At 63.9% G+C, this 14,787-nt stretch carries 12 protein-coding genes; 10 read left to right on the forward strand and 2 right to left on the reverse strand.

What is annotated here, in order from left to right:
- Positions 1 to 149 precede the first annotated feature (149 nt).
- The 3 genes from dusB to ntrC are packed head-to-tail and all read left to right on the forward strand — an operon-like array spanning position 150 to position 3,732.
- The gene (gene dusB, locus ACFSX5_RS18155; protein WP_386835331.1) at positions 150 to 1,160 is read left to right on the forward strand and encodes a tRNA dihydrouridine synthase DusB; all 1,011 of its coding nucleotides are present in this window, start codon (positions 150 to 152) and stop codon (positions 1,158 to 1,160) included.
- Complete coding sequence (locus tag ACFSX5_RS18160) at positions 1,157 to 2,290, forward strand: two-component system sensor histidine kinase NtrB (protein ID WP_386835333.1); 1,134 nt, start codon at positions 1,157 to 1,159, stop codon at positions 2,288 to 2,290. Before dusB ends, ACFSX5_RS18160 begins: the two co-directional genes overlap by 4 nt.
- A complete protein-coding gene (gene ntrC / locus ACFSX5_RS18165) occupies positions 2,287 to 3,732 on the forward strand; it encodes a nitrogen regulation protein NR(I) (RefSeq protein WP_386835334.1) in 1,446 nt (481 codons plus the stop codon). Before ACFSX5_RS18160 ends, ntrC begins: the two co-directional genes overlap by 4 nt.
- On the opposite strand, the gene ACFSX5_RS18170 is transcribed toward ntrC, so the two are convergent.
- Entirely contained in the window at positions 3,729 to 4,631 is a 903-nt protein-coding gene (locus tag ACFSX5_RS18170) for a DMT family transporter (protein ID WP_386835336.1), read from the reverse strand. The two genes, ntrC and ACFSX5_RS18170, sit on opposite strands and share 4 nt — an antisense overlap.
- Positions 4,632 to 4,819: 188 nt before the next feature.
- Here ACFSX5_RS18170 and ACFSX5_RS18175 point away from each other — a divergent pair, with 188 nt between their 5' ends.
- The 4 genes from ACFSX5_RS18175 (at position 4,820) to hflX (ending at position 10,321) form a co-directional block, all read left to right on the forward strand.
- Positions 4,820 to 7,144, forward strand: a complete 2,325-nt coding sequence (locus ACFSX5_RS18175) for a sensor histidine kinase NtrY-like (protein WP_386835337.1) — start codon at positions 4,820 to 4,822, stop codon at positions 7,142 to 7,144.
- The gene (ntrX, locus tag ACFSX5_RS18180; protein WP_386835339.1) at positions 7,145 to 8,530 is read left to right on the forward strand and encodes a nitrogen assimilation response regulator NtrX; all 1,386 of its coding nucleotides are present in this window, start codon (positions 7,145 to 7,147) and stop codon (positions 8,528 to 8,530) included.
- Between the two features lie 186 nt (positions 8,531 to 8,716).
- Positions 8,717 to 8,965, forward strand: a complete 249-nt coding sequence (gene hfq, locus ACFSX5_RS18185; protein WP_386835341.1) for an RNA chaperone Hfq — start codon at positions 8,717 to 8,719, stop codon at positions 8,963 to 8,965.
- 6 nt (positions 8,966 to 8,971) lie between these two features.
- On the forward strand, positions 8,972 to 10,321 hold the full coding sequence (hflX, locus tag ACFSX5_RS18190; protein ID WP_386835342.1) for a GTPase HflX: 1,350 nt from the start codon (positions 8,972 to 8,974) through the stop codon (positions 10,319 to 10,321).
- Between the two features lie 3 nt (positions 10,322 to 10,324).
- Here the strand turns inward: hflX and mazG are convergent, their stop codons facing one another.
- A complete protein-coding gene (gene mazG / locus ACFSX5_RS18195; protein WP_386835343.1) occupies positions 10,325 to 11,134 on the reverse strand; it encodes a nucleoside triphosphate pyrophosphohydrolase in 810 nt (269 codons plus the stop codon).
- A 269-nt stretch (positions 11,135 to 11,403) separates the two neighbouring features.
- On the opposite strand from mazG, the gene ACFSX5_RS18200 reads away from it, so the two are divergent.
- The 3 genes from ACFSX5_RS18200 (at position 11,404) to ACFSX5_RS18210 (ending at position 14,787) form a co-directional block, all read left to right on the forward strand.
- Positions 11,404 to 12,417 carry a LacI family DNA-binding transcriptional regulator gene (locus ACFSX5_RS18200; protein ID WP_386835345.1) on the forward strand — a complete coding sequence of 338 codons (1,014 nt, stop codon included), beginning with the start codon at positions 11,404 to 11,406 and terminating at the stop codon, positions 12,415 to 12,417.
- A 334-nt stretch (positions 12,418 to 12,751) separates the two neighbouring features.
- Positions 12,752 to 13,903, forward strand: coding sequence for an extracellular solute-binding protein (locus ACFSX5_RS18205; protein ID WP_386835346.1), 1,152 nt, complete (start codon positions 12,752 to 12,754; stop codon positions 13,901 to 13,903).
- Positions 13,904 to 13,935: 32 nt separating this feature from the next.
- Positions 13,936 to 14,787 (forward strand): ABC transporter permease, encoded by an 852-nt coding sequence (locus ACFSX5_RS18210; RefSeq protein ID WP_386835348.1) that lies wholly within the window; start codon positions 13,936 to 13,938, stop codon positions 14,785 to 14,787.

Consider the following 14,787-nt stretch of genomic DNA (forward strand, 5'->3'; position numbering starts at 1 on the left):
ACATTGAAACGACCTGAGGGTGGTCTATCGCCCGGCAAGCTATGCGACAAGTGCAAGGCAGCCGACGCACCAGAACCGCCCGCAAAGCAGTTGCGCCACGAAGCGTTTTGATTATTGTGCGGGCAAAACTCGTGGCCTGAACAATTCTGATGCAGACTTCAACAAACCCTGCCCGCGTGTTGAGCATCGGAAGCCACTCGCTGTCCAATAGCGCCCTGCTGGCCCCGATGGCCGGTATCACCGACCGCCCATTCCGCAGGCTGGCCGAGCGGTTCGGCGCCGGGATGGTGGTGTCCGAGATGATTGCCAGCAATGCCCTCAGCACCGGCCACGCGGATATGGTGCGCAAGCTCGGCCGTCCCGATCGGCTGCCGCACATGGTGCAACTCGCCGGCTGCGAAGCGGAGTGGATGGCCCAAGGTGCTCGTCTCGCCTATGAAGCAGGTGCAGACATCATCGACATCAATTTCGGTTGCCCGGCCAAGCGTGTCACCAGCGGGTACGCGGGTTCGGCGCTGATGCGCGTCCCGGACCAGGCGGTGCGGCTGGTAGAGGCGGTCGTCGAAGCCACTCCGCTGCCGGTGACTGTGAAGATGCGTCTCGGCTGGGATGACGACAGTCTCAATGCACCCGATCTGGCCAAGCGCGCTGTCGATGCCGGCGCGCGCATGATCACCGTTCATGGCCGTACGCGGCAGCAGTTCTACAAGGGCACGGCCCGGTGGAGCCTGATCCGCGCCGTCGTCGAGGCCGTGAACGTGCCGGTGGTCGTCAATGGCGATATCGTCGATCTGCCCTCAGCCCGCGCGGGACTGTCCGAATCGGGTGCTGCCGCGGTGATGATCGGGCGTGGTGCGCACGGCAGACCTTGGGTCGTGGGCCAGATCGGTGCGGCTCTGGCAGGCACGCCGGAACCTCAAGCGCCGCAGGGCAGGGAACTGGCCAACCTGATCGCCGGGCACTACGAGGACATGCTGATCGAGTACGGCACGGCCGTCGGCCTGCGCGCCGCCCGCAAGCACCTCGACTGGTATGCCGAGGCCGCAGGCCTGCAACTCGACAAGCCCACCCGTAAAGCTCTGCTCGACAATGAGTCCACCGACGCTGTGCTGGAAATGATTGCCGACCTGTTCTCTGGCGACTGGAGGGAGGCAGCATGAGCATTTCCGCCCTCGCGCAGGACGCAACGGAGCCCGCGCCATCGACCGCGGTGCTCCAGGCCCTGCCGCAGCCGATCATCGTGTGCACCGACGCCCGCCAGATCGTCTTCGTCAACTACGCCGCCGAAGCGTTTTTCGGCGCGTCCCTGAGCGTGCTTACGCGGCAACGGCTGGATGACCTCATCGCCTTTGGCTCGCCCATCATTTCACTGGTGGAGACGGTCGCCCAGCGGCGGGCGCCCATGACGGAGTACCGGGTGCGCGTCGGGTCCTCCCGCTTCGGCGACGAGCGGGTGGCCGACGTCTTCGCCAGCCCGCTGTCCGACAGCGACGGCCGGATTGCGCTGTTGATCCAGGAGCGCACCATGGCCGACAAGATCGACCGGCAGATGGTGTCGCGCGGGGCTGCGCGCTCCGTCACCGGTCTCGCCTCGATGCTGGCCCATGAGATCAAGAATCCGCTCTCGGGCATCCGTGGCGCCGCGCAACTGCTGGAGCAGACCGTTGCCGCAGACGAGATCCCGCTGGCGCGCCTGATCCGTGAGGAAACCGACCGTATTGTCACGTTGATCGACCGCGTGGAAGTGTTCGGTGACGAGCGCCCACTGGAGCGCGAGCCCATCAACATCCACGTGGTGCTAGATCGGGTGAAGCTACTCGCCCGCAACGGTGTGGCGCGCGGCATCGGCTTTTCCGAAGAGTATGACCCGTCGCTGCCGCCGGTGTTCGGAAACCGCGACCAGTTGATCCAGGTGTTCCTGAACCTGGTGAAGAACGCTGCGGAAGCGCTTGAGCGGACTCAGAAACCGGAAATTCGGATCACCACCGCCTTCCGCCCCGGTATCCGCATCAGCGTCACCGGGGTATCAGAGCGCATCTCGCTTCCGCTCGAGATCGTCATCGAAGACAATGGTCCCGGCGTTCCCGCCGACATCATGCCCTTCCTGTTCGATCCGTTCGTCACGACCAAGACCAATGGGTCCGGCCTCGGCCTGGCCCTTGTCGCCAAGGTAGTCGGGGACCACGGCGGGGTTATCGACTGTGAGAGCCGGCCTGGCCGCACCCGCTTCCGCATCCTGCTGCCGGTCGCCAGCGGCAGCCTCATGCCCAACGAGGAAATTGCCAAATGAGCCACGTCGTCCTTCTCGCCGATGACGACGCCGCCATCCGCATGGTGCTGAACCAGGCGCTCACGCGCGCGGGTTACGAGGTTCGGCCCACCGGCAATATCTCCACCATGTGGAACTGGGTGAGCCGTGGCGAAGGCGACATTCTCATCACCGACGTGGCCATGCCGGATGGCAATGCCTTCGAGGTGATGCCGAAGATCAAGAAGCTCCGGCCCGATCTGCCGATGATCGTCATGAGCGCTCAGAACACGTTCATGACGGCCATCCGGGCGTCCGAGGTGGGCGCCTATGAGTACCTGCCGAAGCCCTTCGACATCACCGAGGTGCTGTCGGTGGTTTCCCGCGCCCTCGCTGACGCCAAGAAGCCGACTGCAGCCGAGCGTAGGGCCGAGGAACCGGGCGAAACCATGCCACTGGTGGGCCGCTCCACCGCGATGCAAGACATCTATCGCGCTCTGGCGCGGCTGATGCAGACCGACCTGACGGTGATGATCACCGGCGAGAGCGGCACCGGCAAGGAACTGGTGGCGCGGGCCCTGCACGACTTCGGCAAGCGCCGCAACGGCCCGTTCGTCGCCATTAACATGGCGGCGATTCCGCGGGACCTGATCGAAGCCGAACTGTTCGGCCACGAGAAGGGGGCGTTCACTGGCGCCAACACCCGCTCATCCGGCCGCTTCGAGCAAGCCGAGGGCGGCACGCTGTTCCTGGACGAAATTGGCGACATGCCGATGGACGCCCAGACGCGCCTGCTGCGCGTGCTGCAGGAGGGCGAGTACACCATGGTCGGGGGCAGGAACCCCATCAAGACCAATGTCCGGATCGTGGCGGCTACTCACCGTGACCTCAGCCAGATGATCCGGCAGGGCCTGTTCCGCGAGGATCTGTTCTACCGCCTGAATGTCGTTCCCATCCGCCTGCCGCCGCTGCGTGAGCGCATCGACGACGTTGCCGACCTCGTGCAGCATTTCCTGAATGCGGCGCAGCGTGAAGGTGAGCCACCGAAGTCGGTGTCGCCCGAGGCCATCCGGCTTATGCAGAACTACAACTGGCCGGGCAATATTCGCGAACTCGAGAACCTCGTCCGGCGCCTGTCGGCGCTTTACGCCGACGAGATGATCTCGGCGGAGATCGTGCAGAACGAACTCAATATCGCCGACCGGACTGCGACGCCCGGCGTGGCGGGGCCCGTCGACGTTTCCGTGGCCGTTGAGACGCATGTGGGCCAACTGCTGCGCGAGTACGAGCCCAATCTGCCCCCACCGGGGCTATATCAACGCGTTCTCGACAAGGTTGAGGCGCCGCTGATCGCCATGGCGCTGAATGCCTGCGGCGGCAACCAGATCCGGGCGGCCGACCTGCTAGGACTCAACCGGAATACGCTGCGCAAGAAGATCCGCACGCACAGCATCGAAATCGTCAAGCACAGCCGCCGGAACTAGGGCACGTCAACCAGCTCGCGCCTGGCGCGGCGCTCGCTGAGTGCCAGCGTCAAACCGGCAGCAACAACCAGCAACGCGCCGACATAAACGGTCGAGGCCGGCGTTTCGCCGAAAAACAGATAGCCGAAGACGAAGCTCCAGATCAGCGCCCCGTATTCGACCGTACCGAGAACGCTGGCGGGCACCTGGCGCGCCGCTTCCACCAGGGTGAACTGACCGAGACCACCGACTAGCGCGGCTCCGATGCAGAAGCCGATCTGCCGAGCGTCCATGCCCTGCCACATCGGCAGGGCGACAGCGCCCATGATCACCAGGTGGATCAGGTTCTGCGCGAAGACCTGCACGACGGTGCGCTCGCTCTTGGAGATGGTCCGCATCAGGATCATGGCCAGCGCCCAGAACAGGGCGGCAGCCAGCACCATGACCACAGGCCAGCCGATAGTGAAGCCGCTCGGATTGGCAGCCACCAGCACCCCGAAGAAGCCGATGGAGGCGGCGCCGATGCGGGCCAGGGTCAGCTGTTCCTTGAGGAAAATCACCGCCAGCACGGTCGTGAGCACCGGCGAGAAATAGTAGAGGGTGGTCATCTCTGCGAGCTGCAGGTCGCGACCGGCGCTGTAGTACATCACCCAGGCGGCCAGCGTCATGAGCCCGCGGCCCAAGATCAGCATCTTGTTGCGCGAGTGGATCAGGTCATGGATCAGCGCTGACCGGCCGAAGGCCAGGCAGAATGCTGTGATGACGAGGCTGCGGATGAACAGGATCTGCGGGGCAGGGGCGCTGATCACAACGGCCTTGATGAACGCATCATGAACGGAAAACAACGTGTGCGCGCCGATACCAAGAGCCATTCCGGTGAGGCTGGCGGCTTCGACGCGGGAGAGGGCTGCGGTGGACACTTGGGTGGGACTCTGGGCGCGACGCTCCGTTCTGCGCCCCGGCCAAGACCTTGTCCAGTCCGCCGCAGAGCCGTTTACCCCCGGCAGATGTAACCAGTGTCACATTTTGGCAACATTTGTCTTGAAGGGTCCGGCGAATTGGGACAGGCTCTGCCTTTCCGGCGGAAGGGAGAGCTCTAGGGCGCTGCATGGACGAGACTGCCACGACAACCATGGACGCGCTGCCAGCGCCCAGCGTGGCGACGCGGCCGCACCCTGCGCCCCTATTCGGCGGCAGTGGACACCGTGCGCTCCGCATTCTCGGGCTGGTCGTTGTTCTTGCCTCGGTGCTGATGTCCTCGGTTTCGTTCCTGATCCTGTCCGGAACCACCAACATCGAGCCGTCGCCCGGCGTGTGGACGGTTATCTGGATCGGCACCGGTCTTCTGGTGCTGCTGATGATCGCCCTCGTGGTCACCGAGGCAACGCTGCTGGTGCAGGCGCGACTGCGGCGCAATCCCGGCGCCGGCCTGCAGGTTCGCATGGTCACCATGTTTGCGCTGGTCGCCGCGATTCCGGCGGTACTTGTGGCCGCGGTGGCGTCGATCTCGCTCAACCAGGGGCTCGATCAGTGGTTCTCCGAACGCACTCGCGCCATGGTGGAGAGCTCCCGGCTGGTGGCGCGCTCCTACATGAACGAACACGCGCAGGTGCTGCGCGACGACATCATCTGGGTCACCGAGGAGATGGAGCAGGCACGCACCATCTATGAGGAGGATCCGGATCGCTTCGCCCGCATCCTGACCGCTCTAGCGGTGACCCGCTCGTTGCCTTTCACTTCCCTGGTGAACGGCAGCGGCGAGACGCTGATGCGCGCGCAGATCAATGCGCAGGGCGCTTTTCCGCGCCTGCCGGAAGGGGTGGTCGAGGTGGTCAGTGAAGGCAGTCCCGCCTTCCTGTCCCCCGGCTCGACGAACCTCGTGGGCGCTGTGTCCAAGCCACGCGGCTATGAGGACGTGTACCTGTTCGTGGCACGACCGGTGGATGCCGAGGTGCTGCAGTACATGCGCCTCACCGACGAGAACATCACGGAATACCGCGAGTACGCCTCGAACCGGCTGGTCTTTCAGATCACATTCACGATCATGTATATCGGCCTCGCCGTGGTGCTGTTGCTGGCAGCCCTCTGGGTGGGTATCGCGCTCGCCAACCGGTTCGTGGATCCGATCAGAAACCTGATGATTGCGTCCGCCCGGATCAGCCGCGGCGATCTTGAGGTGCAGGTGCCGGTGCAGGAGGGCAGGGGCGACCTGCGTGATCTCTCCAACGGCTTCAACCGTATGGCGCAGCAGCTCAAGACTCAGCGCGAAGAGCTGCTAACGGCCAACGAGATGAACGAGAAGCGCCGACAGTTCACCGAAGCGGTGGTGGAGGGTGTGTCCGCCGGCATCATCGGCCTCGACCCGTTCGGCGCGGTTACGCTGGTCAATGCCCGCGCCTGCCAGATGTTGGGCCGGACGGAAATCGAACTCATGGGCGAGCGGATCGACTCGGTCATGCCGCAACTGGCGCCCACGCTGGAGAAGGCGCGCTCTGCCCGCCGCGGCCAGGTCCGTGACCATATCGAATTGGGCAACGAGTCCGACCGTCGTACCTACCAGGTCCAACTCACCCGCGAGGGCTCGATCGCCGAGTCCAAGGGATATGTCCTGACCTTCGACGACATTACCGATCTGGAGTCGGCTCAGCGCACCAGCGCCTGGGCTGACGTCGCACGCCGCATCGCCCACGAGATCAAGAACCCGTTGACGCCCATCCAGCTATCCGCCGAGCGCCTCCGCCGCCGCTACGGCAGCAAGCTCGAGGACGATCGGGAGGTGTTCGACAAATGCATCAACACCATCGTGCGGCAGGTCGGCGATATCGGCCGTATGGTCGACGAGTTCTCTGCCTTTGCACGCATGCCGGAAGCCTCGCCCGAGAAGGCCGACCTCTCCGACACCGTTCGGCAGGCAGTGTTCCTCGAAAGCGTTCGCTTGCCGGAAATCACCATCAACACCGATCTGCCGGACCAGGCGATCTATGCCTGGTTCGACAACAGGCTTATCGCGCAGACACTGACCAACCTGATCAAGAACGCCGTCGAAGCCTTTGAGGGTATGTCGCTTTCTGAAGACTGGCGACCAACGATCACCGTTGAAGCGCATGTAGAAGGCAACCACGCCAGGGTGTCCGTTTCGGACAACGGCAAGGGTTGGCCGCAGGACAACCGGCAGCGCCTGCTCGAGCCGTATATGACCACGCGGGAGAAGGGAACCGGGCTCGGCCTCGCTATCGTCGCAAAGATCATCGAGCAGCACGGCGGCATCGTCGAACTGGTCGATGCAGAACCCGATTCGACCGGCCGCGTCGGCGCTTGCGTGACCTTCACCTTGCCGCTGCAAGCACCGGAACAGACAGAGCAGAGTGCCCTCGAGGCACCTCGGACAAGCCCACCGGAGGAACCGCTTCTATCCACTGCGGTGAACACATAAATGGCACTCGATATTCTGATCATCGACGACGAAGACGACATCCGCGATCTGATCGCCGGCATCCTCGAGGATGAGGGCTATGAGACGCGGCAGGCGCACGATGCCGACAGCGGGCTCAACGAGATCGCACGCCGGCGCCCGAGCCTGGTCTTTCTCGACATATGGATGCAGGGGTCGCGACTGGACGGTCTGCAACTGCTCGACGTGTTCCAGAGCCAGCACCCGGACATGCCGGTGGTGATGATCTCCGGGCACGGCAATGTGGAGACGGCTGTCTCGGCGATCAAGCGCGGCGCCTACGACTACATCGAGAAGCCGTTCAAGATCGACCGGCTGCTCCACATCACCCAGCGCGCCATGGAAGCGACGCGACTCCGCAACGAAGTTGCCGAGCTCAAGGAGCGCTCCATCACCAAGACCGCCGAGATGGTGGGCACGTCGCCGGCCACCCAGCAGGTGCGGGCGATTATCGAGAAATCCGCTGCCACCAACTCGCGCATCTTCATTTCGGGCGCCTCCGGCACCGGTAAGGGCCTGGTGGCGCGCCTGCTGCATCAGCGGAGCCCGCGCGCCGAGGCGCCATTCATCGAGATCAACGCATCGCTCTACGCGCCGGACGAAGTCCCGGTGGTGCTGTTCGGCCGGGAGTCGCGCGACAGCAAGACGGGTCTACTGAAGGTGGAGGTGGGAGCGCTCGAGAAGGCGCATGGCGGTACGCTGTACCTCTCCGAGGTGTCCACGCTACCGCCGGCCACCCAGGCGGCCCTGCTTCGAACGCTGGTGGAGAACCGCTTTCATCGCGTTGGCGGCACGCAGGCGGTGCCGATCGATGTTCGGATTATCTCGGCAAGCTCGCAGAATATCGCCGGGCTGATCGAGGCCGGCGAGTTCCGTTCCGACCTGTTTCACCGGCTCGCCATCGTGCCAGTGCAACTCACGCCCCTACGGGAGCGTCGGGAGGACGTTCCGCCGCTGGTGGCCGTCTTCATCGAGCAGATCTGCCGCATGCACAACCTGCAGCGGTACAGCGTCGGCGACGACGCGATCGCGGTGCTGCAAGCTCAGGAGTGGCCGGGCAATGCCCGCCAGTTGCGCAACTCCATCGAGCGCCTGCTGATCCTGATGAAAGACCAGCATCCGGAGAACGGGATGATCACCGCTGCCATGCTGCCGCCCGACATCGGGGAGGTGCTGCCGACGGTCGGCGACACCGACGCCTCCGCACATCTGATGAGCCTGCCGCTTCGGGAGGCACGTGAGGTCTTTGAACGCCAGTACCTGCTGGCGCAGATCGAACGCTTCGGTGGCAACATTTCCAAGACTGCGGAGTTCGTCGGTATGGAGCGGAGTGCACTGCACCGGAAGATCAAGTCGCTGGGCCTGTGACGGCTCCGCCGGGAACGGAGGTGCCATGCGACCGGCGCGGGTATGCAGACGCACGGGAACCGTGCCATAGTGCAGTGGTGTGGTGAGCACATTGCCAGCGGGGGAGGGACTGGCGGCAGTCCCCGTGCCCAGAAGCTGACGCCAAACGATGACAGCGACAAACAATGCCGCGCGAAAGAGGCCTGAATGCCCAGCGAAAAACAACAGAACTTGCAGGATTCCTTCCTCAATCACGTTCGCAAGCAAAAAGTCCCGGTCACCATTTTCCTGGTCAACGGCGTGAAGCTGCAGGGCGTGATCACCTGGTTCGACAATTTCTGCCTGCTGTTGCGCCGTGATGCTCAGTCGCAACTGGTCTACAAGCATGCGATTTCCACCATCATGCCCGGCGCGCCGATCCAGCTCTTCGATCCGGAAGGCAACCACGACGACTGATGGCGTATGAGTGACATCGAAGAGGGCGAGGACGCCCAGGGCGGCCCCCGCTTCATCGATCGGCGCGAGCAGCCTACCAGAGTAGCGCTGGTGGTGCCGGATATTCGTGGCCAGAACGTCTCGCACGACATCGAGGCCCGCAAGTCCGAGTTTGAAGGCCTGGCCGAGGCAATCAAGCTCGAGATCGTCTCTTCGGAAATCGTGCGCGTGCGCGAGGTAAAACCCGCGACCTTCATCGGCGGTGGTCACGTGGAAACGTTGGCGCAGCAGGTGAGGGACGAGCACATCGACCTGTTGCTGGTGGACGCGGCGCTTAGCCCCATTCAGCAGCGCAACCTCGAGCGGGAGACCGGCGCCAAGGTCCTCGATCGCACCGGGCTGATCCTGGAAATTTTCGGCGAGCGAGCGGCGACGCGCGAGGGCGTCCTGCAGGTGGAACTTGCTCACCTAAACTACCAGAAGAGCCGGCTCGTCCGCTCCTGGACGCACCTTGAGCGCCAGCGCGGTACGGGTGGGCTCGGATTCATGGGTGGTCCCGGCGAGACTCAGATCGAAAGCGACCGCCGACAGCTCACCGAGCGGATCGTCCTGCTCGAGAACCGGCTGGAAAAGGTTCGCAAGACGCGAACTCAGCAGCGTCGGCAGCGCAGCGCCATGCCCGTCGTCGCGCTGGTGGGCTATACCAATGCCGGCAAGTCGAGCCTGTTCAATGCTCTGACCGGGGCAGGGGTGTTCGCCCAGAACCTGCTGTTCGCGACCCTGGACACCACGATCCGCAAGCTTGAACTGCCCCATGGCCGCGAGGTCATGCTCAGTGACACGGTGGGCTTTGTCGCCCACCTGCCGACGGACCTCGTGGCAGCTTTCCGCGCCACACTCGAAGAGGTGCTGGAAGCGGATGTGATCCTGCACGCCCGCGACATCGCCAATCCCGACCATGCCGCGCAGGCGCAGGACGTCCTGTCAGTGCTGGACGAGCTCGGCATTTCGCCGGAGACGACGCCGATCATCGAAGTGTGGAACAAGATCGACCTGTTGCCGGAAGGCGCGGTCAGCAACCTCGTACCGGCGAGCAAGGTAGCCGGTGTCGCGCCGGTGTCGGCGCTCACGGGGCAGGGGCTCGACGAGCTGAAACTGCTGATCGAGACGACGCTCAGCCAGTCGGCCCGCACCTACCATGTCGTGGTGCCACACAGCGCCGGCGCCGACATCGGTTGGTTGCACAGCCATGCGGAGATTATCGAGCGGGACGAACCGACGGAGCGGGGCTCGGGCTTTCTGGTCCGGATTGATCCGCGCCGGCGTGCCGAGTTCCTGGAACGCTTCAACGGGCGGATCGACAACCCGGATCACTAGCGGTCAGGGTTTGTCGGCCTGGCGGATCTCGTTCCAGTAGCCGTCTAGCCGCTCCAGTCCCGCGTCTTTCGGCGCGATGCCGTCCTCCCGGCAACGAGCCTCGACATAGTGGAAGCGCCGGGTGAACTTGGCGTTGGCGTCGCGCAAAGCCGCTTCCGCGTCGACGCCGGCCTTGCGCGCAAGGTTCGCCACCGCGAACAGCAGGTCGCCGATCTCCTCGCGCATGGCGGCCTCGTTGGCTTCGGCCTGCGCTGCCGAAACCTCCTCGAGCTCTTCCTCGACCTTGGCCCGTACGGCTGAGAAATCGGGCCAGTCGAAGCCAACCTTGGCAGCACGCTTGGTCAGCTTCTCGGCACGCGCGAGGGCAGGCAGGGCCTGTGGCACGTCATCCAGCAGAGAAGGGGTTTTGTTGCCCTGACGCGCGGCCTTGGCGGCGCGCTCCTCCGCCTTGATCGCCTCCCAGCGTCGTTCTGAGGCTTCAGAGGAGCCAGCCTCCACTTCACCAAATACGTGCGGATGGCGGCGTATCAGCTTGCTGGTGACGGAAAAGATCACGTCGCCGATGTCGAAGTGTCCGGCTTCCTTGGCCATCTGCGCGTGGTATATCGGCTGCAGCAGCAGATCACCGAGTTCCTCGCGAAGATCGCCCAAGTCACCGCGTTCGATCGCGTCGGAAACTTCGTAAGCTTCCTCGATGGTGTAGTGCCGGATGCTTTGGAAATCCTGCTCGAGGTCCCAGGGGCAACCGCCGTCCGGATCGCGCAGACGAGCCATGATCTCGATCAGGCGGGAGATGTCGCGAGAGGGCTGCATGGCTGTGCTCATCCTTTTGTCGGCTCGGCCCGGTCTACCATCCAGACCCCGGCAGCAGGAAGGGTGCACCGTGACCGCCAGCGCTTATGGGAAGGCGGCAGCAGGCTGCAAGTCGCACATCCGCCATTCGCATAATATATATTATGGAACTTACGAATGGCCCGAGACGGGCAGACGCGGCGCTTTGCCGAAGGATGCTCCGACCGCTGCTCTTGACGCGATGTCGGCTTGTTCTCACTAATCCCGGCTTTACCGGAGCGCCAGCCGTTATGCGCGATACCAGATCCCGGACCTTTGTCACCGCCCAGATGGTCGCGGAGCGTGCCGGTGTGTCACGGTCGGCGGTATCGCGGACCTTCACCGATGGCGCCAGCGTGTCCGACGCGACGCGGCGCAAGGTGCTCGAGGCGGCCGCCGCGCTGGGTTACCACGTGAACCATCTGGCGCGAGTGCTGCGCGAACGGAGCAACATCGTCTGCCTCGTCGTCGCCGACATGACCACGCCGATTCGTGCGCGCATGGTCGACGTACTGACCAGCAAGCTGCAAGCCGCCGGCAAGATCACCATGGTGATCAACACCGAAACCGATACCGGCAGCGTCTCTTCGGCGCTGAAGCAGACGCTCAACTACCGAGCCGATGCGACCGTGGTGCTCTCGGGTACACCCCCTGCTTCGCTGATTGAAACCTGTCTGGCCAACGGTCAGCAGGTCATTCTGATCAATCGTGACGATGGCCTGGTCGGTTCCAGCAATCTGGGCGTGGACAACGCCATGGCCGGGCGCGAGGCGTTGTTCCTGTTGCGCCGGGCCGGCTGCCAGCGGCTTGGATTGATCGCCTCCACGGCGCGCACGGCCAGCCTGATGGAGCGGAAACGGGTGTTCGTGGAAGCCGCGGCTGCGGAAGGCATGTCGGTCACCATCACCGAGGCCGGCCCGACCACCTACCAATCGGGCCAGGAGGCCGCACGCCGCCTGTTCGGGCGCTCGCAGGCGCCGGACGGGGTCTTCTGCGTCACCGACCTGCTGGCGCTCGGCTTCATGGATACGGCGCGGCTGGAATTCGGCCTTCGTATCCCCGAGGATCTGTGTGTCGTGGGATTCGACGATATCGAGCAAGCCGGCTGGCAATCCTACCAGCTCACCACGTTCGCGCAGCCACTCGACATCATGGCCGACGCCGTGGTGGAGTTGCTGCTAAACCCCGGCCTCGGGGACGGGAGCCGCCGCATAATCGAGCCGATACCGGTCTGGCGGCGCTCGGTTCGGCCCGCCGCCGGCTGAAGGCTGACAATCCCGTGCACACGTGCGCAAAAGCCGCGTGTGTCATCAAAGCGTTATGCACGACCCCTACTACGCACCTGAAATGGGCTGACGATTGCACTTGTGTGCAAGCGGCTTTGGGTGTTGTCTTGCAGTGCGATCACTTTGCGACGCGGCACTACCCGACACAAGATTGGGACTGCCTTCCGTCTGCGGGTCGCATGGGGAGGAGGCCCATGAGGCGGGCGCGCCGGTGCCGATCCGGTTTGCCACTCGGCCGCGTGCCGAACGCTGCCTCCGCATATCGGCGATGACAGCGCGGCGGCCGCAGGGCCGCTCTGATGGGAGAAGCTAGATGAAACGTCGTGACTTCATGATTTCCGCAGCAGGTGGCTTGGCCGGGCTAACCCTCCTGCCCCGGTTGTCCATTGCCGCCGAAGGCGTGATCGACTGGTACACCAGCTCGGACAGCAACATTCTCGACTTCTGGACCAATACGGTGAAGCCGGCTTTCGAGGCCGCCAATCCCGATATCACCCTTAATCTCGTGGACGCCGGCGACGGCGCCGGCATCATTGCCATCGGCGAGCGGGCGATCGCCGCCAAGCAGACCAACACGGATCCGCAGGCCGACTTCTTCGAATCCGGCGATGCGCTGCTGCCGGCTGGCGCCATCGAGGCCGGCGTCTACACGAACATCAAGGAGGCCGGGCTCTCCAACTACGACAAGATCAATCCCCTCGCGATCCAGAGCGACTACAGTCTGCCCTATCGCGGCTCGCAGGTGCTGCTGGCCTATGACAGCACCAAATTGTCGCCCGCAGACGCGCCAAAGACGTGGGACGAGCTCGTGGCCTGGATCAAGGCCAATCCCGGTCAGTTCGTCTACAACCGGCCGGACAAAGGCGGTTCGGGCGGCAATTTCGTGCGCCGCGCGATCCACCAGGCGAACGGACTTGATCCGGCGGCCTTCACCGTCGACAACTACACGCCGGAGTTCGGTGAGGAAGCACTGGGCAAGGCCTGGGAGCTCCTCAAGGACATTGCTCCATCCCTTTACGACAACGGTGCCTATTCCTCCGGCAATACCCAGTCGCTGCAACTGCTGAGCCAGGGCGTGGTCACCATGATCCCGGTCTGGTCCGATCAGGTCCTGCAGGCCATCGACCAAGGTGTGCTGCCAGCGGATACCGGACTGGTGCAGTTGCAGGATCTGGCGCTGGCTGGGGGCTTTACCCGCTCGATCGTGATCGAGAACGGCACGAACCGCGATGCGGCGCTGAAACTCGCCGACTTCATTCTCTCCGAAGAAATTCAGAGCGCCATCCTGACCGAGCTCGGCGGCTTCCCAGGCGTATCGTGGGACTACATCTCGCCCGAACTCCGTGAGCGCTTTGCTGACATCGTGCCGCAGACCATCCCGACCTTCCCGGGTGGCCAGTGGGAAGCGGCCATCAATGATGGCTGGTACCGCAACGTGGCTCCGAACGTCGACCGCAACTCGTGACGGACCTGGCTGACGGAGCGGCCCGTCCGCTCATGGAAACTTCGCCTGACAACAGGAGGCCACACGGCCTCCTGCTCGTCGCCCTGCCAGTGTTGCTGGTCGCCTGGCTGGTGATCTGGCCGATCGTCAACGCCATCGGCCGCACCATCTGGCGACCCAATGCTGCTGGCGAAATGGAGTTTACCCTTTCCAGCTATGTCTTCTTCTTTTCGGACCAGTACAGCCTCAACAACCTGACGGTGACGCTATGGACGACGCTGATGTGCGCGATCCTGCTGCTGGTCATCTGCCTGCCTATCGCGATTTATCTTCGTTTCTCGGCTGGAAGGCTGCCCGCTTATGTCCAGGCGCTGGCGATCTTTCCGATGTTCGTGCCATCGATCATCCTGGCCTACGCGTTCATCCGTGTGCTTGGGCCGAACGGCATGGTGGACATCCTGCTGAACGCCGTGGGTCTGCCGAAAATCCGCACACCCTATCTCACGCCCTGGGGGCCGGTGATCGGATTGGTGTGGGACAACATCCCGCTGACCGTACTGATTCTGCTGGCCGGCTTGGGCAATGTGGGCAACCACGCCATAGAAGCCGCCCGCGACGTCGGTGCCAACAAGCTGCAGGTGTTCTGGCACATCATCCTGCCGCGAATCTCCAATTCCGTGCTGGTTGCAGTGTCATTCGCGGTGCTCGGCATCTTCTCGTCGTTCACCCTGCCCTACCTCCTGGGTCCGGCGGCGCCGGAGATGATGGGGCCGTTCATGAACCGCACCTTCCGCGAGGTGAACGATCCGCTCAACGCCATCACCCAAGCAGTGATTACGTTCGGGTTCTGCATCGCGTTCGGCCTGTTCTACGTGCGCTCGGTCGCGCGCAACCAAGGGAAGTGA

The organism is Devosia albogilva, from assembly GCF_042685625.1.
Classification (GTDB): Bacteria; Pseudomonadota; Alphaproteobacteria; order Rhizobiales; family Devosiaceae; genus Devosia; species Devosia albogilva.